Source organism: Microcoleus sp. Pol17C6 (assembly GCF_036701145.1).
Taxonomy (GTDB): domain Bacteria; phylum Cyanobacteriota; class Cyanobacteriia; order Cyanobacteriales; family Microcoleaceae; genus Microcoleus.
This window is the reverse complement of sequence record NZ_JAUBQH010000004.1, coordinates 120,224-142,723: the sequence shown is the minus strand read 5'-3', so window position 1 is coordinate 142,723 and position 22,500 is coordinate 120,224. Positions and strand designations below refer to the sequence as shown.

The following is a 22,500-nucleotide window of genomic DNA, read 5'->3' as shown; positions in this document are numbered from 1 at the left end:
TGCTATTCCCGCGCCGGCACAGCCTGCAGAATTCCTAAGATTCCGGCTACGATAAAAGTCGCTCGATTTGAAGTAATTGGCAGTTGACTTACCGCGAGCCGATCGGGCAAAATCCCAGAAGAGAAATCGCGATCGGTATCAGTACCCGCAGGCGAGAAAGCGATACATCTTTGCTGGGAAAAGATTTTCCACTGTCGCCGGCAGCAGATAATCGGGGTAGAACTCGGGTTGCGGCGCTGAGGCTGTTTCAGGATTTTACTCAGAGGGGAGAGAGAGATGTCTTGGCGGCGCGATCGCAGTTCTGTCTGGCAGTGGCAGCATTTGGCGCTACGGTGAGCAGCAGCAGCCCTGACAGTCGATTTTTGACCTGGGGGTGTCAATTGCAGTACGTGCGGTTGCTGGCTCCTGAGAGGCTGCTGGTGGTGCATCGGACTCATAAAATTGAGTCAACAGTCAACAGTCAACAGTCATTCCGGTGCAACTGGAATTGATATGAGAGGCTGCTGGTGGTGCGATCGGATGTGGCATTGGCTGGGGCAGAGCTTTTGGCGATCGAACCATTCGGTATAGGGGGCTCAGACACATTGCGGGGCTAACGTCAGGATGCTTTGCTGACCGATAGCGGGATTTTTGATTCAGCCGAGTTGCGGTATCCGATGCCAGCGCACCCGCGACAACCAAGGAGTTTTGCAGGTGACGCCATTTGTAGATTTTGGCAATGTTTGGAATCCCAGGCAAAGCGCGGTTTTGGAAGCGAATACTTTGCTGTCAGCGGGATTGCGGCTGCGGTGACTCTATGGCGAAAGGTGGAATGCTCGCGGAGGCGGGGGAATTACTTTGATTGATATTAAGTCGAGCAACAGGAGTTTACAAGAGCGCGGGCTGTATTTTTCTCTATAATTCAAACCTTTTTAGGAAAGCAGTCGTTTTGCCCTTGGCGGAACTGAGCAATTCCGCTATATAGTAATAAGTATCATTTGGCACTCCTCTGTAGCTGCCAAGAGTGCATTTTACTGATAATCTTTAAATTAAACTATGTCTAAGGTGCGGTTGCTGCTTTTAAGTTCTTTTGCTTCCGGTTTTGGGCTTTGCTCAATCATTTTGGCGATGTTTACGATGACTTCCAGGCTGTCGTTTACGTCTTTTTTTACATTTGTATTAACTTTGGTGTTTTTTGGAATTAATCTGCTTTTTGCTTTGCATTATTATACATCACTTACTAAGCAATTGAGTGTTAAAAATAAAAGAAAAGCGAGAATTTAGCGGTTGTGAAGCACAAGCGGAAAAAGGCATGGAGACTTCTTTCTGGAATTGGAATGGAATCAAGGAAAACGCCTCGGCGTTAGGAAAAATATCTAGCTGTAACCCATAATTATTTAAAGTCTAATTATTTAGGATGTCTGTCTGGAAACAAGACTAAAATGGTATGAATTTGCTAAGAGGCCGATCGCACTAAAATGACTGTACAGTCGCACCCACGCGCCACAGCTTCCGGGATGTTCCCGTGAATCACCTGCTTCAGCAGCCCTTCGCGGCTCGCTCCCAGGACGATCGCATCGCACTGATCGTTCTGAGCCAAATCAATTAAAGCATCAGAAACCGATTTAGCGCAAACCGAAGTCGCTATTATCGAACAGCTAACCCTGCGCTTAATAAACTCCGCCGCTTGCTTTAATTCGCCGCGATCGGGTTCTGCAACAGAAGGCTGATGAACCTGACACAATTTAATCTCCGGTACAGCACTCGCAGCCACCAAAGCAGGTAGCAGCCGCAAAGCCGCAGCTTGCTGGTAACTGCCCCGAATAGGCACCAACCAGCGCTGCAAACCCATCAGCGTGTGCAGGCCCAATTCTGGCCCTGGAATGTCTGAATTCGGCGGGGAAAGTTCAGTCTCAGGAGTGGCTGAGGAATCTGAGGATCTCGCCAATGTGGGATTATCTGCGCCGTCAACTCCTTCGGGATTTAACTCCCATTCTATAGACGCATATTTGCGCCCGCTGAAAGTGGGAGACAACTCATTTTTCTTGCGGGTTGCTAATAGTTTTTCGCTCCATTTCACCAAAATTACCTCGCAGCCTGCTTGCCGAATTACGGTATCGACCACATCGCCAAAAATGCGTCCTTTTGTGGAAAATTCGCCTTGCCAGCCCATCAAAATTAAATCGATATGGCTCTCCTTAATTGTCTCCAAAATCGCGTTAGGCACGTCATGAGCTACCCGTATTTGGGTGTGTACTGGCAAGTTCCAATTGCGAACAATTCGCTCGGCTTGTTGCAGCAGACGGCGGCTTTTGGTTGTCCGCACTGCGGTTTCAGAAGGGGAACTGTTGCGCGGTACTAAGATGATTTGCAGGCATTCTAATTCGTAATTGCGATCGCGCGCAATCGCCGCCGCCAGCCGCAGCAAAGCGGGTGCTGTTTGGGGGTTGGAAAGCGGCACTAATAACCGACCGTTTCCGACTTGCGGAGCCCTGGTTTGATAGACAATACAAGAAGGTTCTGGATGCGGGCCCTGGGTTGTTTCTCCGCTGAGGCGATCGGATTCAACTCGGATAATGTCGCTGCGGGTAATAATTCCCACCAAACGGCGGCCTTCTATGACTGGCAAACGGCTGATATTGTAGTTGTTGAGCCTGTACAATACCTCGCTTAAAGTATCCTTTGCTTTGACTGCGATCGGGTGTAGAGTCATAAATTCTTTGAGCAGCGAGCTTCCGGACAAATTGCGCTCGGTGGCATTTGCCAAATCGGTTTGACTGACAATTCCGACTAATTTGCCATCTTCAACGACTGGAAATCCTCGGTGGTGCGATCGCGAAAATGCCAGCATCACTTCATCCAAAGTCAGCATACTCGAAAGAGTTTCAACTCGGCGCTGCATCACGTCATCTGCGTGCAAGTCGCTCAAAGTATTGCTGGCAGCTTTTGCCTTCGTCAGTTGAATGCCGTTAAACTCCAAAAGGCGGGTATACAGGGAGCCGTTCTCTACCTTTTCTGCCATTAAATAAGCAACTACAGAACAGATCATTAAAGGCAGCACTAATTTGAAATCCGCCGTAATTTCAAACACAATTACTACCGAAGTAATCGGCGCTCTAGTAACCGCGCAAAAAAACGCTCCCATTCCCGCCAAAGCGTAAGTTACCGGCGAACCAACGCCCAGGAAATCTGCCTGCACAATGCCCACCATGTGACCGAGTGCAGAACCCATGACTAGGGAAGGGGAGAACAATCCTCCCGGAGCTCCAGAAGCAGCGGAAATAATTGTTAGAAAAAAGTGAGCTACAAAAGCAATTAAACTCGTTATGCCACTTGCTTCGCCGGTCAGCAGAAACTCACGCAAACCCGTATTGTTGCGGAAAGTTTCTGGGAGAAAAGCTATTACTGAACCGCAGATTATGCCAGCTAGAGCCACTCGCGCGGGTAAAGCTAATTTGAGCGATCGCCTGTTAAATTGCAAGCTAGCAATAATCCCTTTCGTGAACAAAGCTCCCAGCAATCCAGCTAAAATTCCTAGCACTATGTAGAAGGGAATTTCCTGAGCCTCAAAACTGCTTTGGTACTCGCGAAGGTTCAAATTTAAACTATCACCGCCCAAAAGCTGCGATACAACTGCACCGATAAATGAAGCGATAATTGCAGTCCCTAAAGTCAATCCCGAAACGTCGTGCAGCAGTTCTTCAACTACAAACAAAACTCCTGCAATGGGAGTATTGAAACCAGCAGCCAATCCCGCAGCAGCACCGCAAGCAATCAATTGTCGGCGGTAGTCTGGGGAAGTAGGCATCAAGTGACCGATCCAGCCAGCCAAAGATGCTCCTATTTGCACAGTCGGGCCTTGCCTGCCTAAAGTTAAACCGGAACCAACTGCTAAAATAGTCGTCAGAAGTTTGGCTACAGCTACTCGCAAATCTAAGGAAAGATTGACTCCGCCCAGAGCAGCTTTGACGTGGGGAATGCCACTGCCTGCAGTTTCGGGAGCAAAACGCTCAACCAAGAAACCTGTCAACAACCCGCCGAATAAACCGACGCTGGGCAATAATATCCAAGCTGGAATTACTGTCGAGGTAGCAACTCGCCAACTCCCGAGCCATCCGACTCCTGATTTGAGCAAAACGCCAGCCAGTCCTGAAATTAAACCGATCAGACAAGCTTCAAAAATAGCGAGGCGTTTCGGTCGTAAAAACAGTTGAGATGCGATGACCCTGGAAGGTTCCCTAAACTGTTTAGGGATAGTAATATACGGCATAAATAGCGTAGATGACCTGAGAATTGTCTGCTCGATCGGACTATAGCAAAAATTCCTTCCATACTTACCTGAAATCTGCTGTAATTCCGATGCTACCGGATTTGATCTCAATCTGCGATTTTTTTACCCTATAGCCTCCACCAGTGTTTTCAAATCCGGCACTTCTAAATCAGGCTGGCCGCTGACCGGAAGTGTCGCCACAAATCCTGTTTTCTCGTGTCTGGGATTTACCCAAATCTATCTCGCGCGACTTGACAGCAATTGTTGCAAGGCGGGTAATATCCCCCTTTCCCAATCTATCAGAGTACCGTAGCAGTTAAAATTCACAACTTCAAATTGATTGAATTCAAGCATACTTCGCTCCTAGTTTAGGGTTGATATTCCGCAAAAATTTCAATTTTTCCGACAATGTTTTGATTGAATTGAGCCAATTCTTCTGCGGGAATCCAATATTCTTGGTGAATCGAACTGCCCACATTTTGAACCGGATATTTTTTTAAGAATTCAGCCCCCACTCGAAACCGTGTTACATAGCCGAAATATCCCGATGCTGCATCTCTTGTATTCCAATCTCGCGCTATTTGTATGGCATAGGCTTTGTGAACTACGGGATAAAAAGTAGGCTGAAAGGATAAGCGTGGCGGAAATGCCAGAAAATCGCTTTCTTTAATTAGTTCCATTTCTTTTTTGCCTACGGCTCGGAACAGCGTTACTGTTTCTTGATCTGAGATATTGATATTTTTAAACCAAGCTTTCCAACCATCCCAATTGTGAACTATTTTCGCCAATTCAGCGTAACCGGCGGCCCCGGGATGGGAGCCATCGTTTTCGCTAAGTTCTTTTTGCCAAATTTCCGATTTTTGCAGCGGGGTGCAAACATCTAGATAAGGCACGTTTAACTCGCTGCAAACTTGAGAAAACTGTTCGGATAAGTTGGCAATCCGGCTTGTACGCTCAGCATCGATAACTGGCGGTGGCCCTACCATTAAAACTGGGACTCTTTCTTGGGCAGACTTGAGAATATATCGCGCATTTTCAATTGATTTCTCAACTTCAATGCGAATTTTTTCGTTTTCTAGATAAGTGTCGTTGACGCCAAAGGAAAATACTATTCTGCCGTCGCCGTAGTGAGGTAAGCGGCAAGAAACTTCGCTGAACCAGCGAGTTTCTATATCGGCACTGGTTTCTCCCCTTATTCCTAAATTGTAGTAGGTAATATCGTGTCCTTGTCCGCAAGCGGCCGCGCAAATCCGTCCTGTCCAACCGAGACATTTTGGATCGCAAGTACCATTTACAAAAGAATCACCGATAAAACAAATACGCATATTATGTGTGGGAATTGGGAATTGTTGACTCTTGACTGTTGACTGTTAACTAATGATGGAGGACTACTAACAACTGACTACTGCCAACTGCCAACTAACTTTAATTCTTGCCGATGACGGACAATCCTTCTACAATTACAGATGGTGTGTGGCAAGAACCGTTCCACTCGGAGTCTCCTCCCAATTCTACCAATTGTTTGAGGACGCTGTAGACGTTGCCAGCTACCATTGTGTCTTTGATTCTGCCGACTATTTGACCTTTTTTGACTCGGTAGCCGAGATCGACATTAATTGAAAAATCGCCGGAAATTCCAGCACTGCCGCCAAGCATTTGATCTACTACAATTCCGTCGTCTAATTTAGCGATTAAATCGATTAGCGAAAGCGAACCTGGCTTAATCAAAATATTGAACAAACTCGGCGTGGGATAGCTGCCCAAACCAGGGCGAAATCCGTTGCCGGTGGTGCCACTGCCCAAGGCTCGACCGGTGGTGCGATCGGTATAAAATAGCTGCAACACTCCATTGTTGATAAAGACGATCGCCCGAGTTGGAGTACCTTCGTCGTCAAAAGGACAGCTATAAGGCCCGATATCCGGCTGCTGCGAAAGGGTGACAAGCGGCGATGTCACTTGTTGGCCTAATCGATCGTTCCAAGGCGAAGCGCCTTCGAGTACCTGTTTGCCGTTCAACGCCGCACAGACAGTCCCCCACAGCAAATCGGCGGCTTTGGCTGTAAACAGCACCGGCACGCGGCCCGTGGGGGGGGCTACATTGTCTTTCGCCCATTCTAAACGCTGCAAAACCCGCTTGGCGCTGGTGTTTAAGTCGAGGGTGCCGCGTTCGGTTTCGCCTTCCCAAATGTTGAGGAAATCTTCGCCCCGCACTAATTCTGCTGATAAGTAACCGCTGAGGGTGGTGTCGGTGTGACTCGAATCCAAGCCTTTGGTGTTCACCAAGCGGGTGCTCTCGATTTCGCAGTCGAGTTCGGCGGTGCAGAGGCTTTCTGGATAGGCTTCGCGGACGATCGCGATCGCCTCTTTGCCCCAGTTTACTAGCTGTTCGGCCGACACTGATACTCCGAGATCCGGATAAACAACTTTCTCACCGGTGCCGAGTTCGATGGTTTCCGGTTCGTTAAGTTGCGAAAGCGCGATCGCCCTGTCCACCAAAATTTGTAGTTCCACAGGCCCGTAGGCCACCGCCAAACCCGGCCGCCCATCCCGCCACAGCCGGAGTGCAATGCCTTCTGCTTGGGCGGTTTCTAGCTGTTTGAGGCGGTTTGCTTCAAAAAAGACCGGCCGTGAGATCGATTGCGATTCCAATACCTCAGCAGCTTCTGCACCTGCTTTGGTGGCTAGTTCTAACAGTTGTTCTGCTGATTGCTGGTTGGTCATTGTTCTCGGTGGTTGGTAATGGGCGATCGGTAATACTATTTTCGATTTTCGATTTTCGATTTTCGATTAAAGAATTGGCAAGGACTTACTGGGTATGGGTTTGGATCGCGGGCATACATTTAGATTCTTTGGGGAAACTGCTGGAATGGGCGATCGCAAGATTGTACGCATTTGTGATTGTTTCCATCTTGCCAATCGCGTCACTCGATTTTAGCTTTTAGATTTTAGGTGTTAGATTTACTCCACAGATGAATCTGGGAACTTGAACTATAATCTAAAATTTTGATATCTCCACGACAGGAGTACGTGGCACGGTATCCGTTTTTGGCTGTGGTCAGAAATCGAATTTTTTGCAGCAGGTCAAATCTCAAAGCAGAGATTTTGGGTCAAAAAAAACTGGTTACTTAAATCGGATAGAGAATGCTGCCTGATATCAGTTATTGCCAAGCGATCGACTAAATAGTTAGTTCGTGCAGCAGCCAAAATCCTGCAAAAGATTCCGATTCGGGATTCGACTGAATTGCTAAGAAATGTACTTTTTTTGCTTGCTTTTTAGCTGCTTCAAATCCTTTCGCTTCTCTCTCAGTTGCTGCGTCTCTGAGATTAGCTAAAATCCAGCGATCATTAGCTCCCGTATCTAATACCAGCCTAGCGGGTGGGCCGCTCTCAAATTTCAGAAAAGCCAACTCCAAGCCCGACATCCAACCTGCCAGGGCTGTTGCTCTCGACGAGTAGATAATTAGTCCCGGAATTTGCGTTTCTGGGGCGAGGCGTGTCATCGGCAGTCCGAAAGCTTCGCCAAATCCGATATCCCACTCGGACATTTCGTCAAAAGCTGCGATCGGCAAACTCACAAACGCCCATTTTTCGCCGATTAAAGCATCCGGCAGCGCAACTGGCGTTTCGGGTACAAATTGAACGCTCGGGTTAACAACCGGTTGATAGCCCGGTTCGGCGGGATAAACGTCTTGCATCCGTTCTTCCAGCCACAGGCTGAGGGCGAGGGTGCGGCGGCTGCAGGCGGCGGGAATGTCCAAGTCATCGCAGGCTTTGGTAATCATGTTCGCCATTTGGCGGCGGAAAAAGCGGATTTTTTCGGGGCGTTTCGGTGCTGCGGCGATCGCCTCTTTAATTGCACCCGCCAGCCACAGGGAATTCACGGTAGAACTGGAGCAGAATTGCGAGTAGCGAAACAGAGATTCGGCTTTGTCGCCTACATTCAGCGGGCTTTCGCAGATCAACACTTCCCATTTTTTTTTCTCTCGCTCGTCTATGATTGGACGGCTGTAAAAGTCGAGTTCCCAAATAGTAGCCATGCCGCGCTGTTAAAAATTAATCCTTTCTCATGTTACCGGACAGCGGACAAGTTTCTGATTCTGACAATTTAAGATTGATTTTCAATCGCGGGCGATCGCACTTTCCCAAAGATTGCCACTTTCCCTTGCAGCTTCCCGTGTAATTTTTGGCAGCAGTTCACCACCGGAAGCATTAGCAACTCCTCGGAGAACTGTCGCGGAGCAATCTCAACACGCGATCGTTTGTTAAACTTGTGCAAGCCTGGGAAAACAAACAGTATAGCTTGATTCCATGAGACACATCATTCTCGAAAAGATTGTTTCAACCTTACAACCTTTAGATTTTGTTCTCGCTTTGTGGCAAGGAGGTTCAGCAGCCCACGGATACACCGACGAGTGGTCAGACCTCGATATTGCGGTTGTGGTTGAAGATAACTGCGTGGAAGAAACATTTGAGATTGTTGAAAAAGCCCTCGCAGAAATTGCCGAAATCGAACTAAAATATCGAGTTCCCGAACCCGCTTGGCACAATCAATCGCAGTGCTTCTGGCGGCTGAAAGAAACCCCGCCTTTTTTGCTAATTGATTTTGCGGTTTTCCGGCGCAGCAGCCGCAACGATTTTCTGGAAATAGAGAGACACGGACAAGTCCCGATCGCCTTTGACAAAGTTAATCTAATTGTACCGCCTCCTTTGGATAGAAGCAAACATTTATCTACAATGCAGTTGAGATTCAACGACCTTAAAATCCGTTTCACTTTGCTGCAACCTCTGGTAAAAAAAGAGATTTATCGCGGACATTTAGTAGATGCGATCGGCAACTATCACAAGTGGACGCTTCTACCCTTAGTCGAACTGTTGGGCATGATTTACCGTCCCCACAGATATGACTTTGAACTAAAATATTTCACCCGAGATTTTCCGCCCCAAATAGTCGAGCGCGTCGCACCGCTTTTCTGCATTGCCAACCTTGAAGACTTAGCAGCCAAACAGCAAATAGCTGAGGTTTTTTTTGCAGAAACTTTACCGCTTGCACAAGCTAATTTTTCCTCTGACAATGCCCTAACAGTAGCGCAATAGGCTCAATATTTCGTACCGAAAGCGATTAATATAGTAGCATCTACCTTAAAGATTAACATCCCATGACAAAACTCAGCGTCAACATCAACAGAATTGCCCTCCTCAGAAACTCTCGAAACATCGGTATCCCCAGCGTTACGGAAGCCGCAAAAACAGTAATTGCTGCCGGAGCTCATGGCGTTACAGTCCATCCCCGCCCCGACGAAAGACATATCAAAGCTGCCGATGTTTATGAATTAGCTAAAATGCTAACCGTTGAGTTCAACATCGAAGGAAATCCGTTTCAGCCGCCATTTATGGATATAGTTTGCGACGTAAAACCGGCTCAGTGTACCTTGGTGCCGGACGCTCCCGACGTGCTAACATCCGATAGCGGTTGGAATATTCCCGAAAATCGCGATCGGCTGTTACCAATCATTCAAAAATTAAAAGACAACGGCATCAGAGTTAGCTTGTTTATGGACGCAGATGCTGCTCTCATGCCGCTAGCAAAAGAAGTTGGAGCAGACAGAGTAGAATTGTACACGGAACCCTACGCAACTGCTTTTCGCGAAGGTAGAGTAGAATCTGTTTTTCAACAATATTTCTTAGCAGCTAAAGCCGCTCAATCAGCAGGTTTAGGGGTGAATGCCGGACATGATTTAAATTTGCAAAACTTAGCTAAATTTTGCTCTATTCCTGATATACTCGAAGTATCAATTGGTCATGCTTTAATTGCGGAAGCGCTAGAGATGGGGTTGTCCAACACAGTAGAAGCTTACCTAAAAATTCTGGCAGGTTCGTAGTACAAATTAACCTCTGGTGGCAGGGCGGATTTGGCAGTAATAAACTCGTTTTTATCAAATATAAAAACTAAATCCGCCCTGCCAACATACAGTATCAAAACTTACGCAAAAAATGGTTTGACACCCTACAAATATGGTAAGGTGGGGTTCGTAGCGACCTAGATAATTAGGCGCTCGTCAAAAATGAATTAACACTAGGGGCTGTCACCCCGTGGTGGTGCTAGCCGTTTTCTAGTAGCAAGGCAGAGCCAGAATGCCAGACACCGCGTTTTTTGGGTGTGGGCATTTCTTTAGCAAGAACCTCGGAAAAAGCTTTAATTTTCCTAGACCAAATTACTAATATTCTGTGATGATATTATCCGTAAGGAGTATCATTAAAATGTCCCGACAAACTGAGGCTACTACTTAGCTCCCGCACTGCCAATTTGCTACCAGCAGGTTTTGTGCAAGTACGGGATATTTACGTGTATCCTATCTCCTCCTGTAGCCTCTGTGCGATCGCCCGATTTAATCCGGTGAAAACAGGCAAACACAAGTAACCATATACAATTCCTTACCCCCCTCGGAAGTGCGACATGAAAAAACTAATTTTACTGACTGGAATGCTACTCATGATGACGGCAAAATCAGTATTTGCCAGCCCAGTAGCCCCCAAAATTGCACCGAGCGAGCTGATGGCTGCCTCGGAAATTACAGAAACCCTTAACAAACCCGTTACCTCTGAATCAGTTCCCAACCTCGAACCGATCAAGCGAATGTCAACCTCGGAAATCCGAGAAACCATCAACCAACCCACCACCTATATTTTTGAAGGCGTCAAAGGGCGAGAACTCACTCTCTCCCTGTGGGCGGGACAACTGACAGCCCAACTGTACAGTCCCAATGGTGAAAATATGGGGGTTATTGAAAAAGCAGACAATCAGTGGATGGGCCAGTTGCCAGAGTCCGGCATCTATCGCGTGCGAGTTACCCCGAAAGGTGAAACCACCAGCTTCGTACTCGGACGCGACTTTAACGCTAAGTGGACTTATAGGCCCGATCGCGCAATTCCCATAGCATTCAAGGAAAAACAAGCCACAATCAAACTCAAAATGTCCGGCTACCAAATCCAGCCAATTACGCTTCAAGGCAAGCAGGGACAGACAATTAGGGTGACAGCTAGCAACAAAAATCTAGATCTGGCGATCGAATCTCCGACGGGACAACTCCTGGATCAAGGCGAAGGTCAAACTTTTGCTCAACTCCCCGACTCCGGTATCTATCGGGTAATCGTAGTTGCCAAGAGGCCGGTCAAGTCTTCAATCCGAGTTTCTGTGCAATAGCAAAGATTGCACAAATACTGTCGGGCGATCAAATTTGCGTCGCCAAAAAAAACAGCTCGCCCAATTGGCGAGCTGTTTTTTGCGTAAAATCAACCTTGGATCAGCGCTTCAAAACGTTCTTGTTTCCAAATGCAGCTTAAATCCGAGTCAGCTAAAGCTAGCTCTCGGTATAAATTAGGGATAAACTCAACAGCTCGCTGCAAATTGTCAAGGGCCAAATCAGCAAATCCCAATAGCGCATAACAGCAAGCTTTATTGTAAAAAGCGTTAGCAAAATCAGGATTAATTTCTAAGACTGTTTCGTAGCAAGCAATCGCCTCAGAGTAGCAGCCTTTTCGTGCCAATTCCACACCCCGGTTGTACCAAATTAAATAATCTTCAAAGGGACGCTCAGATGTGGGAGTAAACTTGCCATTTCTTTGGTTTAAACCTACTAATTTCTCCAAAGCAACTCTCCGTTCGCCCACGGCTTCGGCTCTGCCCGGTTGTAGAGCGATCGATCGGCTAAAACTAGCCACTGCTTGTTTGTAAAGTCCCATAGAGTTCGCAGCTATACCGCGATTGTACCAAGCCTTCGCGTCGTCAGGCTTAAACTCGATCGCCCGGTCAAAACTGTTAAGCGCCTGATAGTAAAGCTTGAGTTCCAACAGGGCATTACCTCGGTTGTACCACGCCCAAGCAGCCTCCGGGTACAAATTTAAACAGCGATCAAAACTCAGAACCGCCTTCTCGTACAGCCCCATATCGATCAGCGTCAGTCCCCGGTTGTGCCAAATACTCGCCGAACACGGACTGAACTCCAGAGCCCGGTCAAAACTGTTGAGAGCTTCCAACCAGCGGCCCAACTTTCCTAAAGCAATAGCCCGGTTGTGCCAGCCAAAGCTCGCATTCGGCTCCACCGCCAAGGCTTCATCAAAACTCTTCAGCGCCTCTAAGTGCCGTTCTAATTTCCCCAGAGCCATACCTCGGCCGAACCAAGCCTTATAATGATCTGATTGCAACTTCAAAGCTCTGTTAAAGTTCGCCAGAGCACCATGATCATCGTTAGCTTCGAGGTGGCGCGAACCCAGATGGTAATACCAAGCCGCTTCCAAGTTTTGAAGTAAGTTCATAATATTTTGTATCTATCTTAGGGATGATTCTACATGAAACCCTACCTGGAAGAAAACTGTAATTCCACTAAAAATATGAAAAATTTGATACAGGGGGATCGCCCGTACACACTGCCAGTAACAACCTCAACAATTTGCGATCCAAACTAACTATTTTCCTCTAGTAAAAAGCTCTGTTAGCTAACCGCACTCATCGTTTTTTAGAGCTGCTGCGAATCTTAACTCTCCGTGAATCACGCAACTCTTACCGCATCCCGAATTAGGTTTGCAGTTACACAAAGAGTCCTAGGGCGCCCCAAGTCTAACTGCAAATCTCCTACTGCTAATAGCTTCTACTTCTGGTTGCCCAATTCAAGCAACCACAACCGCTGTTTTAGCATTCTCACTCAATAGCAACTGGCCTGTTGCATCAATACTAAAATCTTTCCCCAGCAGAAAACCCTGGCCCATCAACCGCTGGCAAACAACCAGCGCAGTAATCCGGCGAATTTCTTCCATCACGTCAGCAGGAATCAAATAACTCAAACTCCAGATCACGGACTCGCAGTCATACCAAATCAAACGCTCAATACTGACAATCATCAAAGCAGCTACACTGTCAACTGACAGCCGCCCTCTGAGATCCGCAATCAAATCCTTACCAATTAAGCTATTGCGAGTCATCATCGCTCTAGCCATCTTCCCAATTTCTTGTTCGAGTTCTAAATGATTCATGCTTGGCACTGGCTTTTATGTTTTTAAAGCACTACTAAAAGTAAAAACAGTAGCCGCTACCAGGCTCTGCCCTAGCGTAGCTGACGCAGGCTCTACCGTAACTCCTTTTAACAAAGTATACCTAAAGAAAGATCAAAAATGTATCTAAAGGCAGATACCAAAATATTATTTTCTGAAACAAATTGCTAAACCAATTCCCACAAGAGTTTTTACGAGTCAATTGAGTATTTATACTTGCTAGAACCGGGCGTAAAGTCAATCGATTTTAGATTTTAGATTTTAGATTTTAGATTTTAGATTGAAGAATTGGAGAAAGCGACCTCACGGATGAATCCGGGAGGTTGTACCCGGGCGCTTTCGACCGAAGATTGGTAAATTCGCTACATAATAAGGAAGTAGTTACTTCGGAGAAAAAACAGCAATGGCTGCAAACCAGGCAGACATCGATATTGCCCCCTTGATCGACTACGGCCTGATCGACCCCACCGCCACGCCAGAGCAAGTAGAACACTGTTGCCAACAAGCAGAGAGATTTGGCTTTGTCACAGTTTGCGTGTATCCCGCCTACGTCCGGCAAGCAGTTGAGCTGCTGCACGGCAAACGTCCCAAAGTCTGTACAGTTATAGGTTTTCCCACCGGTGCTTCGACTTCAACGGTGAAAGTTTACGAAGCTCTAGAAGCAGCAGATAATGGAGCCGTAGAGTTAGATGTCTCCGTTAACTTAGGATTGTTGAAAGCTGGAAGAATCGACGAATTCCACCGGGAATTAGCCCAAATTTGCGAAGAAACTAATCTCACCATTAAAGCAATTATCGAAAGTTCGCTGCTTTCCGATGCCGAAAAACAATTAGCGGCGGAGATTTGTATGGAAGCTGGTGCCGCCTACATCAAAACCAACACTGGCTTTTTTGGCCCGGCGAAAGTTGACGATGTGCGACTGCTGAAAGAAGTTACGAAGGGACGGATTGGGATTAAAGCGGCCGGCGGAATTCGTACTCACGAACAAGCTTTAGATTTGGTGGTAGCTGGGGCAACTCGTTTGGGGACTTCTCGTGGCCCGGAATTAATCCGCCAGCGGGATAATTTAGATAAAAGTCATTAGTAATTAGTCATTAGTAATTAGTCATTAGTTATTACCAATGGCTAATTGGGAATTGGTGCGCCCTTACGCACCCTACAACTAAAACTTCTGCGTCCTGGACGGTTTTTGCTACTGTCTAATAACAATACTTCGGACAGTTTTTGATTGCCAACAGTAGAATGAATGTTCCAGGTCGATCAACCAACGAGGACAATGAAACTGTCCGAAGTATTGTAGTAAATCTAAAATCTAAAATCTAAAATCGAGTGACTCGAACTTACAAAGCAACTGGAATCAATCTTAAGAGTGCACCGATCGGCGAATCCGATCGAGTGCTGACAATTTTGACGCGGGAATTCGGCTTAATTCGAGCCGTAGCACCGGGTGTTCGCAAACAGCGATCGACCATTGGCGGTAGAAGCGAATTATTTGTCGTTAACGAATTGCTAATTGCCAAAGGCCGATCGCTCGACAAAATTACCCAAGCCGACACGGTACAATCCCATCCGGGTTTGAGCCGCAACCTCGGAAAACTCTCCGCCGCGCAATATCTGGCCGAATTAGCGATCGCCAGCGCCCTTTCCGATGAGCCCCAAGAAGAACTCTTTTGGTTGCTGGGCGAACACTTAAGCCGTTTGGAGCGTTTGTCCGATCGCACAGAAATCGAATCCGCCGCCGTGCTTGTCGCCCACCTCAGCCACGGCATTTTTCACCTGCTAGCCTTAGCAGGCCTCGCGCCCCAAGTCCAAGTTTGCTGCGCCACCAGAGGGCCGCTCATCCCAAATTTCACCGATCCGAACTGGCAAACCGGGTTTAGTATACCCTCTGGGGGAACCTTCAGCTTGCCCGAGCTAGCTAACCTAGAGGCAGAACTCTCTTCAGAAATCGGTAGCTTGTACAAATCCGCCTCCCGTTCCCGCCAAACGAATGGCAGCAAGCACTTGACAAATTTTGAGATCAATGCTAAGGAATTAGCAGCGCTGCAACAGTTGGCTAGTCCAGAACTAGAAGAGGGGATTGCCGATCGAACAACTTGGGTATCAGTAGAAAATATTTTGCGACAATATGCCCAGTATCATTTAGGTTGCACGATTAGATCGGGAAGCTCGATCGACACCTACCTAGAGAGTTTTGAGTTTTAAACTTTGAGTGTTGATTTAAATAGGTGAACGGGCGATCGTACATCGCACCCCCAACCTGCCGGATACCCGAACCAGCCGACCATTTCAGGTAAATTCTCAAGGTTGTTGCAACATCAGATAATAGATAGAGATAAAGTTACGAGATTATTAATAAACTTAGGGGTTAACACCTCAATTTCAAATTCCCATCCCCCCAACCTCCACCATCCCAGGCCATCCACCCCAAATCCTATGATGCGACTGTCCGATTCTGATTTGAGAATATCTGTGTTAGCTGTGACCCACCACAAGATGGAAGAACGAGAAAATTTTCCAGATTTTGACTCTTATCCCGTCTCCGCCGATCGACAATGGAGCAACGTCCCAGACCCAGAAATGGATAAATACCCCACAACTCCCAAAACAGAGTCAACCAACGGCAATAGCCCACAACCCGAAGCAATCCCCCTGGTTCCCACACCAGAGCCAGCAGCAGAAGTCTCGGAAGCAGTAGCCGAAACTCCCGAAAAAGAAACGGGATTTCTGCCAGTGCTTAAAAACCCAAATTTTCTAGCATTGTGGAGTGGGCAAGTTTTTTCCCAACTAGCAGATAAAGTTTATCTCGTACTGACGATCGCCCTCGTGGCCAGCCGCTTTCAAGCGCCCGATCAAACCATCAGCAGGTGGGTATCGGCAATCATGATCGCCTTTACCATTCCCGCAGTGCTGTTCGGGGCTGCAGCAGGCGTGTATGTCGATCGCTGGTCGAAAAAAGCAGTGCTGGTAGCCACAAACCTCCTGCGGGGAGGCTTTGTTTTAACATTGCCAGTGCTGCTGTGGCTCTCTGACGGGTGGGAACTCGGTCAACTGCCACTCGGATTCTGCTTGCTGCTGCTAGTGACATTCCTCGTTTCGACTCTAACTCAATTTTTCGCCCCAGCAGAACAGTCAGTGATTCCCCTAATTGTGGAACGCCGCCACCTGCTATCAGCAAACTCGCTCTACACCACAACCATGATGGGGTCGGTGATTATTGGCTTTGCAGTCGGAGAACCCTTACTAGCTTTAGCCGACACCCTATTTTCCAACCTCGGTGGCGGACTCGGCATCGGCAAAGAATTAGTAGTAGGGGGAAGTTACGCCTTCGCCGGAGTGCTGTTGCTGTCGATGAAAACAGGCGAAAAAAACGAAGTCGAACACGAACCGCCGCACCCCTTAGCAGATTTGCGAGATGGCCTGCGTTACATCAACGATCAACCAAAAGTCCGCAATGCTTTAATTCAACTAATTATTCTATTTTCCATTTTTGCAGCCTTGGCAGTTCTAGCAGTTCGGCTGGCAGAAATCCTCCCCGGTATGAAAGCATCACAATTTGGCTTTTTGCTGGCGGCGGTGGGCGTCGGAATGGCGGGTGGGGCGACGACAGTCGGCTATCTCGGCCATAAATTTTCTCACTCCCAACTGAGTTTAATCGGATCGATCGGCATGGCACTTGCTTTGATGGGCCTTTCTGCATTTACACACCATTTGTGGCTCTCGGTGCTGTTCATTACTCTGTTGGGTTTATTTGCTTCATTGGTGGGAGTGCCGATGCAGACTACAATTCAAGCAGAAACCCCAGAAGAAATGCGGGGAAAAGTCTTCGGGCTGCAAAACAATGCCACTAATATCGCTTTGAGTTTACCGTTGGCTTTGGCCGGGGTAGCGGAAACATTTCTAGGTTTGCCGACAGTATTTTTGGGTTTAGCAGGATTAGCGATGGCTGGGGGTGTCTTAACCTGGTATATTTTCCGTAGCAGTAATAGCAAAGTCGATCGAATCTAAAAAATAACAAACTCTGATTTACTGGAATGCACATCGCTTGGCTAGGAAAAAAATCACCTTTTTGCGGTAACGTCACTTACTCCAGGGAAGTCACCAACGCACTATTAGACCGGGGATACCAGGTCAGTTTCCTGCACTTCGCCCAAGAAGCGGGCCCACTAGACAGGAACAATACGGGGTGGAACATGGCAAATGGTTCGTGGGGCAAGGGAATTGCTCAAACCTCATATACCAATTCGCTCTCGCCCGCTAGTTGCAACGAAGTTTCTTTACCCTGTCACTACAAGTCGCAAATTTATACGATTCCCACTCTCAAGTCCCGCACAGTGCTGATGAAATCTCTGCGGCGGCTCAAACCCGATGTGGTTCACGCTTCCCTGACGCTTTCGCCTCTGGACTTTCTGCTGCCGGAAATTTGTCAAGAATTGAATTTGCCTCTGGTGGCGACTTTTCACCCGCCGTTCGATCGCAAATTGCGGAATTTGACATCAGGAACCCAACACCTGATGTATCAACTTTACGCTCCGTTTTTGGCAAACTACGACTCGACGATCGTATTTTCTTACATTCAGCGGGATATTTTGGTGCGTTTGGGAGTGCCGGAAGAACGGGTGGCAGTGATTCCCAACGGCGTGGATGCTGTTAAATATTCTCCAGGCCCTTCGGGGTTGAAGTCGGAATTAAAGGCCGATCGAATTTTTGTTTACCAAGGCCGCATTGCCCAGGAGAAAAATGTCGAGGCTTTGCTCAAGGCATGGAAACAGTGCAATTTTGGCCCGGGTAACGTATTGGCGATCGTAGGCGACGGGCCCCTAGCAGCCTCGCTGCAACTGTTTTACGGCGAAGAGGATGGCATTGTGTGGCTCGGATTTGTTGCGGAGGAGGAACGCCGGATCGAAATTCTGCGGGGTGCAGACGTATTTATTTTGCCTTCTTTGGTGGAGGGACTGTCGCTGTCGCTGCTGGAAGCGATGGCCTGCGGTTTAGCTTGTTTGGCAACGGATGCCGGTGCTGACGGCGAGGCATTGGAGGAAGGCGCGGGGATAGTTTTGAACACTCAGCGGGTACGGAGTCAGTTGCAAACCTTGCTGCCGCTGTTTTGCGATCATCCTGAGTTGGGAATGCTGCTTGGTCAAAAAGCACGCCAACGAGCGCTCGATCGCTACACTCTCAGTCAGAATATTACTGAGTTGGAAAAGCTGTACTCTGAGGTTTTGCAAAAGCAGCGCGTACTAATTCGCGGTTTAGCATGATTCAGCAGGAAGAAGGAACTCCGAACCAGTTGAAATTAAGCCGTTTATCCGTGTCAAAATTCTTGTCGTGCCTTCCTTCTTCCTTTGCAAATGACATACAAAAATCCCGCTCCTACAGTTGATATTATCATCGAATTAGCCGATCGCCCCCATCGGCCGATCATACTCATCGAACGCCGCAATATTCCCTACGGCTGGGCAATTCCCGGAGGTTTTGTCGATTACGGAGAATCGGTAGAAACGGCGGCAAAACGCGAAGCTTTAGAAGAAACGAGTTTGAATGTAGAATTAATTGAGCAATTTTACGTTTATTCCGACCCAAATCGCGACGCCCGCGAACACACTATCAGTATTGTATTTTTGGCTTCTGCAACGGGCGAACCTCAAGCCGCCGACGATGCTAAAAATTTACAGATTTTTGAATCTTGGCAGATTCCCCACCAATTATGTTTTGATCACGATCGCATTTTACGAGATTATTGGCGTTACCGTCATTATGGATTGCGGCCGCGTTTGTAGGGTGAGGATTTGTTAACCGCAGATGCACGCGGATTAAACCAGATTAATTGCTATGATTTATCGATGATTTATCTGTGTTAATCTGCGGTTAAATTCATTAAACTAAATTCTATGGCAAGCTTGACAATATTAGGCGGAGGTGCTTGGGGTTCGGCACTGGCCAATCTGGGAGGCAAAAAAGGATCTCGAGTTAATTTGTGGTCGCGCAGCAGTTCTGTTAATCTAGAATCAGTTATCACAGGTGCGGATGTTGTTGTTTCGGCAGTTTCGATGAAAGGAGTTGGAGCAACAGTCGATCGACTTTTGGCGTTAGAGTTAAGTCCCAGTACAATTATAGTTACTGTCACCAAAGGTTTAGACCCCGCGAGCACGCGCACTCCGTCTCAAATTTGGCAAAATGCTTTTCCTAACAATTCAATTGTGGTACTTTCGGGCCCCAATCTTTCCGAGGAAATTCAGCAGGGATTGCCGGCGGCAACGGTAGCCGCGAGTTCGGATTTAGCGGCGGCAAAGCAAGTGCAAAATATTTACAGTTCCGATATTTTTCGGGTTTATGTGAATGAAGACCCGCTGGGGACTGAGTTAGGTGGAACTTTGAAAAATGTATTTGCGATCGCCGCTGGTGTTTGCGACGGTTTACAATTAGGAACTAATGCTAAATCGGCTCTGCTGACTCGCGCTTTGCCGGAAATGATTCGGGTGGGAGTTCGTTTGGGAGCTCGCGCAGAAACTTTTTACGGTTTGTCTGGTTTGGGAGATTTGCTCGCTACTTGCAACAGTCCTTTATCGCGCAATTATCGGGTTGGTTTCGGATTAGCTGAAGGCAAATCTTTGGAGCAAATTTTGCAGGAATTGCAGAGCACTGCTGAGGGTGTTAATACTACTAATGTGTTGATTGATTTGGCTAATCAACGCGGCATAGAAGTTCCTGTTTCTCGTCAAGTTTATCGCTTATTAAATAGTGAAATTACTCCAGAACAAGCCGTTTTATCGTTGATGGAACGAGCTTTAAAACCTGAGATTTTATAACCTATACGACTAGATAGGTAAGGACTTAAGCAAAGCCTAAGTCCCTAGCCGTAGCTGAAGTTTTAAGAAGCGGTGTCACCAGTTGCTAGTTATGAATTAAGAGTTATCAGCGACATTGGTTGAGCGGTCAGATTGACTTTTCCATCGCTCGGTAGATACAGAGTTTAAGGAATTGAAGAGGAGTTGTGAATCCCCAACTCTTTAACTGAGCGCTGCTACTACTTAAGTCATAACTTATAACTCATAGCTGGGCGAGCTAGTTGCACCAGCTTTACATCTTGCCGTGCTGCATTACCTGTTGAAGGTGCTGCCGAATTTCCTGCGCGTGTTCCATGTCAGTTTGCTGCAATTTTTGAAACAGTTCAGCACAAGGCTGAGAACCCATTTCTTGAGCATCTTTCATGTAAGTGTCGTAGGCTTTCAAAGCTTCAGACTTGTTTTGCAAAACTGTTAACAAATCGTACTCGAGGTTGCTGATGACTTTACTACCGTTAGTGTTCATAAACTTACCCTCTGCTAGGATTTGTCCCCAGTTTGACCGATTTGGGGATGACTGTTCATCTGTCTAAAAGGGTAGATAATTTTTACTTGCCGCCGTAATAAAACGCAACTTCTTTATCTTTCAGTGGCGCGAAGTCAGCAGCAACGAGCATTTTATCGAGCTCGCTTTGAGGCAGATGTTTGACACCGATTCGGACAATGCGCGATCGCATTGTATTTGACACGCCACTGCGCTGTCTGCCGGCTTCTAATCCCATCACTTGCTTGTAGAGGTCTAATTTTGCTTGCGGAATCGGAGTACCGTCAAAGTCGATTCCAGAGGCGATCGCAACATCGATCGCATCTGCACCAGTTGTAGATTGAGCCGTTGAGTTTGTTTCTGAAGACATTGTGCTATTAAATGGAAGTTTGTTGTGGAAGCATTTTATCAGATCACTCTTTAATTTGGTAAAATTTGTCCATATTTTGCGCTTGCATGAATATTTGACGTTTGCATGAATAATTGGCGTTTGCCCGAAAGTCCGCCGGGGGTTTTAACCCCCGTCTCACAGAGCAAGTCCACTTCAGTGGACTAAAGATAAAAATAAAAAATGCTTTCCAGTCCTTTTTCGAGGACTTTTGCTATTAGACACGGGTTTAAACGCCCGGCGGACTTTCGGACTGACGAACCAACAAAGTGACAGACTTAATTATAGTGAAAAAAACCGATCAAGTTCGCTCAAATCCACATTTCCTCCACTCACAATCACGCCAATACTCGCATTTTTAGCCTTCACAACACCTGACAACAAAGCCGCCGCTGCTAACACTCCCGTCGGTTCCCCAACTATCTTCATGCGTTCCCACATAAAAAACATTGTGCTGCGAATTGCGTGTTCTGAAACTGTTGCCATATCATCAACATAATGCAGCACCAAAGGAAAGGTTAATTTCCCCAAAGATGGCGTGCGCGCACCGTCAGCAATCGTATCCGGGTTAGTAACAGTTTGTAGCGTTTTCGTGCGGAATGATCGCGCAGCATCGTCTGCTTGCTCGGGTTCTACTCCTATTACTTTACACTGCGGAGACAAAGTTTTTGCTGCGAGCGCGCATCCCGACAGCAAACCCCCGCCGCCGCAGCAAACCAGCAGCAAATCCAACTCCCCAACTTCTGCGATTAATTCCAGCGCGGCCGTACCTTGTCCCGCAATCACCCGCGCGTCATCATAAGGAGGAATAATTGTCAAGTGTCGCTCCTCGGCAATTTTGGCAGTGAGCTCTTCCCGCGCAACTTGAGTGCGATCGTACAAAATAATTTCCGCACCATAGCCGCGAGTCGCCTCTTGCTTGACTTTGGGCGCATCTGTCGGCATGACAACAGTAGCAGGAATTTCTAGCAACCGCGCCGCCAGGGCGATCGCCTGCGCGTGATTTCCCGAAGAAAAAGTCAACACTCCCCGCTGTTTTTCGGCTTCAGATAGCTGCATCAAAGCATTGCAAGCACCCCGAAATTTAAACGAACCCGTGCGCTGAAAGTTTTCGCATTTTAAAAATACCTGAGAATTTGTGCGTTTGTTGAAAGTTTCCGAAGTCAGCACCGGCGTCTTGAAAGCTTTGCCCTGCAAGCGCTTTGCCGCCGCCTCCACATCGACGAAAGAGACTGACAAGGGATTTTGGGTACTCAATGGGGCACTCATAGATTTTAGATGGGGGCGATCGAGGACTTTATTTGTAGGAGGGGCATGGCCCGCTTCACTCCTACGATTAAATTATAAATTTTTATTATATTTTGGAGGACAAGAATTATTAGGTGTCGCACTTAATGGTTAAAAAAGCTGTTGACTAAAATCAAAGTTATGACAATTTACTCTCAAAAATTAAAGTGGCGTTTTTACTTGCATAGGAGAGGGATTAATG

20 protein-coding genes are annotated in these 22,500 nt (G+C 47.2%); 10 read left to right on the top strand and 10 right to left on the bottom strand.

The features are described from left to right. Positions 1 to 2: 2 nt before the first annotated feature. A complete protein-coding gene (locus QUA25_RS03750) occupies positions 3 to 437 on the bottom strand; it encodes a hypothetical protein (protein ID WP_333035690.1) in 435 nt (144 codons plus the stop codon). Between the two features lie 193 nt (positions 438 to 630). Here QUA25_RS03750 and QUA25_RS03745 point away from each other — a divergent pair, with 193 nt between their 5' ends. Further along, the gene (locus QUA25_RS03745; RefSeq protein ID WP_333035688.1) at positions 631 to 792 is read left to right on the top strand and encodes a hypothetical protein; all 162 of its coding nucleotides are present in this window, start codon (positions 631 to 633) and stop codon (positions 790 to 792) included. 643 nt (positions 793 to 1,435) lie between these two features. On the opposite strand, the gene QUA25_RS03740 is transcribed toward QUA25_RS03745, so the two are convergent. The 4 genes from QUA25_RS03740 to QUA25_RS03725 form a co-directional block, all read right to left on the bottom strand. After that, positions 1,436 to 4,249: a chloride channel protein gene (locus QUA25_RS03740; RefSeq protein ID WP_333035686.1), complete on the bottom strand. Its 2,814-nt coding sequence runs from the start codon at positions 4,247 to 4,249 to the stop codon at positions 1,436 to 1,438. 368 nt (positions 4,250 to 4,617) lie between these two features. Then, positions 4,618 to 5,574 carry a GDSL-type esterase/lipase family protein gene (locus QUA25_RS03735; protein ID WP_333035684.1) on the bottom strand — a complete coding sequence of 319 codons (957 nt, stop codon included), beginning with the start codon at positions 5,572 to 5,574 and terminating at the stop codon, positions 4,618 to 4,620. A 100-nt stretch (positions 5,575 to 5,674) separates the two neighbouring features. Beyond that, the gene (locus QUA25_RS03730; RefSeq protein WP_333035683.1) at positions 5,675 to 6,970 is read right to left on the bottom strand and encodes a TldD/PmbA family protein; all 1,296 of its coding nucleotides are present in this window, start codon (positions 6,968 to 6,970) and stop codon (positions 5,675 to 5,677) included. Between the two features lie 455 nt (positions 6,971 to 7,425). Beyond that, on the bottom strand, positions 7,426 to 8,286 hold the full coding sequence (locus QUA25_RS03725; RefSeq protein ID WP_333035682.1) for a Tab2/Atab2 family RNA-binding protein: 861 nt from the start codon (positions 8,284 to 8,286) through the stop codon (positions 7,426 to 7,428). Positions 8,287 to 8,557: 271 nt separating this feature from the next. Here QUA25_RS03725 and QUA25_RS03720 point away from each other — a divergent pair, with 271 nt between their 5' ends. The 3 genes from QUA25_RS03720 (at position 8,558) to QUA25_RS03710 (ending at position 11,450) form a co-directional block, all read left to right on the top strand. After that, positions 8,558 to 9,343, top strand: a complete 786-nt coding sequence (locus QUA25_RS03720; RefSeq protein WP_333035681.1) for a nucleotidyltransferase domain-containing protein — start codon at positions 8,558 to 8,560, stop codon at positions 9,341 to 9,343. Positions 9,344 to 9,405: 62 nt separating this feature from the next. Beyond that, the gene (locus QUA25_RS03715; protein ID WP_333035680.1) at positions 9,406 to 10,128 is read left to right on the top strand and encodes a pyridoxine 5'-phosphate synthase; all 723 of its coding nucleotides are present in this window, start codon (positions 9,406 to 9,408) and stop codon (positions 10,126 to 10,128) included. Positions 10,129 to 10,703: 575 nt separating this feature from the next. Then, complete coding sequence (locus QUA25_RS03710; protein WP_333035678.1) at positions 10,704 to 11,450, top strand: hypothetical protein; 747 nt, start codon at positions 10,704 to 10,706, stop codon at positions 11,448 to 11,450. An 89-nt stretch (positions 11,451 to 11,539) separates the two neighbouring features. Here the strand turns inward: QUA25_RS03710 and QUA25_RS03705 are convergent, their stop codons facing one another. Both QUA25_RS03705 and QUA25_RS03700 read right to left on the bottom strand, forming a co-directional pair. Next, a complete protein-coding gene (locus tag QUA25_RS03705; protein WP_333035676.1) occupies positions 11,540 to 12,562 on the bottom strand; it encodes a tetratricopeptide repeat protein in 1,023 nt (340 codons plus the stop codon). A gap of 351 nt (positions 12,563 to 12,913) precedes the next feature. Further along, a complete protein-coding gene (locus QUA25_RS03700; RefSeq protein ID WP_333035674.1) occupies positions 12,914 to 13,276 on the bottom strand; it encodes a hypothetical protein in 363 nt (120 codons plus the stop codon). 421 nt (positions 13,277 to 13,697) lie between these two features. On the opposite strand from QUA25_RS03700, the gene deoC reads away from it, so the two are divergent. From deoC to QUA25_RS03670, 6 genes are all read left to right on the top strand, one after another. Continuing rightward, entirely contained in the window at positions 13,698 to 14,378 is a 681-nt protein-coding gene (gene deoC / locus QUA25_RS03695) for a deoxyribose-phosphate aldolase (protein ID WP_333035673.1), read from the top strand. Between the two features lie 245 nt (positions 14,379 to 14,623). Beyond that, positions 14,624 to 15,499, top strand: coding sequence for a DNA repair protein RecO (recO, locus tag QUA25_RS03690; protein WP_333035672.1), 876 nt, complete (start codon positions 14,624 to 14,626; stop codon positions 15,497 to 15,499). A gap of 231 nt (positions 15,500 to 15,730) precedes the next feature. After that, positions 15,731 to 17,302 (top strand): MFS transporter, encoded by a 1,572-nt coding sequence (locus QUA25_RS03685; protein ID WP_333035670.1) that lies wholly within the window; start codon positions 15,731 to 15,733, stop codon positions 17,300 to 17,302. Positions 17,303 to 17,328: 26 nt separating this feature from the next. Beyond that, positions 17,329 to 18,555, top strand: coding sequence for a glycosyltransferase family 4 protein (locus tag QUA25_RS03680; protein ID WP_333035669.1), 1,227 nt, complete (start codon positions 17,329 to 17,331; stop codon positions 18,553 to 18,555). Positions 18,556 to 18,645: 90 nt separating this feature from the next. Next, a complete protein-coding gene (locus QUA25_RS03675; RefSeq protein WP_333035667.1) occupies positions 18,646 to 19,074 on the top strand; it encodes an NUDIX hydrolase in 429 nt (142 codons plus the stop codon). Between the two features lie 111 nt (positions 19,075 to 19,185). Next, positions 19,186 to 20,103 (top strand): NAD(P)H-dependent glycerol-3-phosphate dehydrogenase, encoded by a 918-nt coding sequence (locus QUA25_RS03670; RefSeq protein WP_333035665.1) that lies wholly within the window; start codon positions 19,186 to 19,188, stop codon positions 20,101 to 20,103. Between the two features lie 271 nt (positions 20,104 to 20,374). Here QUA25_RS03670 and QUA25_RS03665 read toward each other — a convergent pair whose 3' ends face one another. The 3 genes from QUA25_RS03665 to QUA25_RS03655 all read right to left on the bottom strand — a co-directional run bounded on the left by QUA25_RS03665 (position 20,375) and on the right by QUA25_RS03655 (position 22,280). Next, complete coding sequence (locus tag QUA25_RS03665) at positions 20,375 to 20,605, bottom strand: hypothetical protein (protein ID WP_333035664.1); 231 nt, start codon at positions 20,603 to 20,605, stop codon at positions 20,375 to 20,377. 82 nt (positions 20,606 to 20,687) lie between these two features. Then, positions 20,688 to 20,993, bottom strand: a complete 306-nt coding sequence (locus tag QUA25_RS03660; protein WP_333035663.1) for a small RNA NsiR4-regulated ssr1528 family protein — start codon at positions 20,991 to 20,993, stop codon at positions 20,688 to 20,690. A gap of 300 nt (positions 20,994 to 21,293) precedes the next feature. Beyond that, entirely contained in the window at positions 21,294 to 22,280 is a 987-nt protein-coding gene (locus QUA25_RS03655; RefSeq protein ID WP_333035662.1) for a threo-3-hydroxy-L-aspartate ammonia-lyase, read from the bottom strand. Between the last annotated feature and the right edge of the window lie 220 nt (positions 22,281 to 22,500).

What these genes read in the sequence shown, in the direction of transcription:
- QUA25_RS03675 (WP_333035667.1), top strand. Translation starts at nt 18,646, where the DNA reads ATGACATACAAAAATCCCGCTCCTACAGTTGATATTATCATCGAATTA.
- QUA25_RS03730 (WP_333035683.1), bottom strand. Translation starts at nt 6,970, where the DNA reads ATGACCAACCAGCAATCAGCAGAACAACTGTTAGAACTAGCCACCAAA.
- QUA25_RS03715 (WP_333035680.1), top strand. Translation starts at nt 9,406, where the DNA reads ATGACAAAACTCAGCGTCAACATCAACAGAATTGCCCTCCTCAGAAAC.
- QUA25_RS03725 (WP_333035682.1), bottom strand. Translation starts at nt 8,286, where the DNA reads ATGGCTACTATTTGGGAACTCGACTTTTACAGCCGTCCAATCATAGAC.
- QUA25_RS03740 (WP_333035686.1), bottom strand. Translation starts at nt 4,249, where the DNA reads ATGCCGTATATTACTATCCCTAAACAGTTTAGGGAACCTTCCAGGGTC.
- QUA25_RS03720 (WP_333035681.1), top strand. Translation starts at nt 8,558, where the DNA reads ATGAGACACATCATTCTCGAAAAGATTGTTTCAACCTTACAACCTTTA.
- QUA25_RS03705 (WP_333035676.1), bottom strand. Translation starts at nt 12,562, where the DNA reads ATGAACTTACTTCAAAACTTGGAAGCGGCTTGGTATTACCATCTGGGT.
- QUA25_RS03710 (WP_333035678.1), top strand. Translation starts at nt 10,704, where the DNA reads ATGAAAAAACTAATTTTACTGACTGGAATGCTACTCATGATGACGGCA.
- deoC (WP_333035673.1), top strand. Translation starts at nt 13,698, where the DNA reads ATGGCTGCAAACCAGGCAGACATCGATATTGCCCCCTTGATCGACTAC.
- QUA25_RS03700 (WP_333035674.1), bottom strand. Translation starts at nt 13,276, where the DNA reads ATGAATCATTTAGAACTCGAACAAGAAATTGGGAAGATGGCTAGAGCG.
- QUA25_RS03655 (WP_333035662.1), bottom strand. Translation starts at nt 22,280, where the DNA reads ATGAGTGCCCCATTGAGTACCCAAAATCCCTTGTCAGTCTCTTTCGTC.
- QUA25_RS03680 (WP_333035669.1), top strand. Translation starts at nt 17,329, where the DNA reads ATGCACATCGCTTGGCTAGGAAAAAAATCACCTTTTTGCGGTAACGTC.
- QUA25_RS03750 (WP_333035690.1), bottom strand. Translation starts at nt 437, where the DNA reads ATGAGTCCGATGCACCACCAGCAGCCTCTCAGGAGCCAGCAACCGCAC.
- QUA25_RS03665 (WP_333035664.1), bottom strand. Translation starts at nt 20,605, where the DNA reads ATGAACACTAACGGTAGTAAAGTCATCAGCAACCTCGAGTACGATTTG.
- QUA25_RS03735 (WP_333035684.1), bottom strand. Translation starts at nt 5,574, where the DNA reads ATGCGTATTTGTTTTATCGGTGATTCTTTTGTAAATGGTACTTGCGAT.
- QUA25_RS03670 (WP_333035665.1), top strand. Translation starts at nt 19,186, where the DNA reads ATGGCAAGCTTGACAATATTAGGCGGAGGTGCTTGGGGTTCGGCACTG.
- QUA25_RS03685 (WP_333035670.1), top strand. Translation starts at nt 15,731, where the DNA reads ATGATGCGACTGTCCGATTCTGATTTGAGAATATCTGTGTTAGCTGTG.
- QUA25_RS03660 (WP_333035663.1), bottom strand. Translation starts at nt 20,993, where the DNA reads ATGTCTTCAGAAACAAACTCAACGGCTCAATCTACAACTGGTGCAGAT.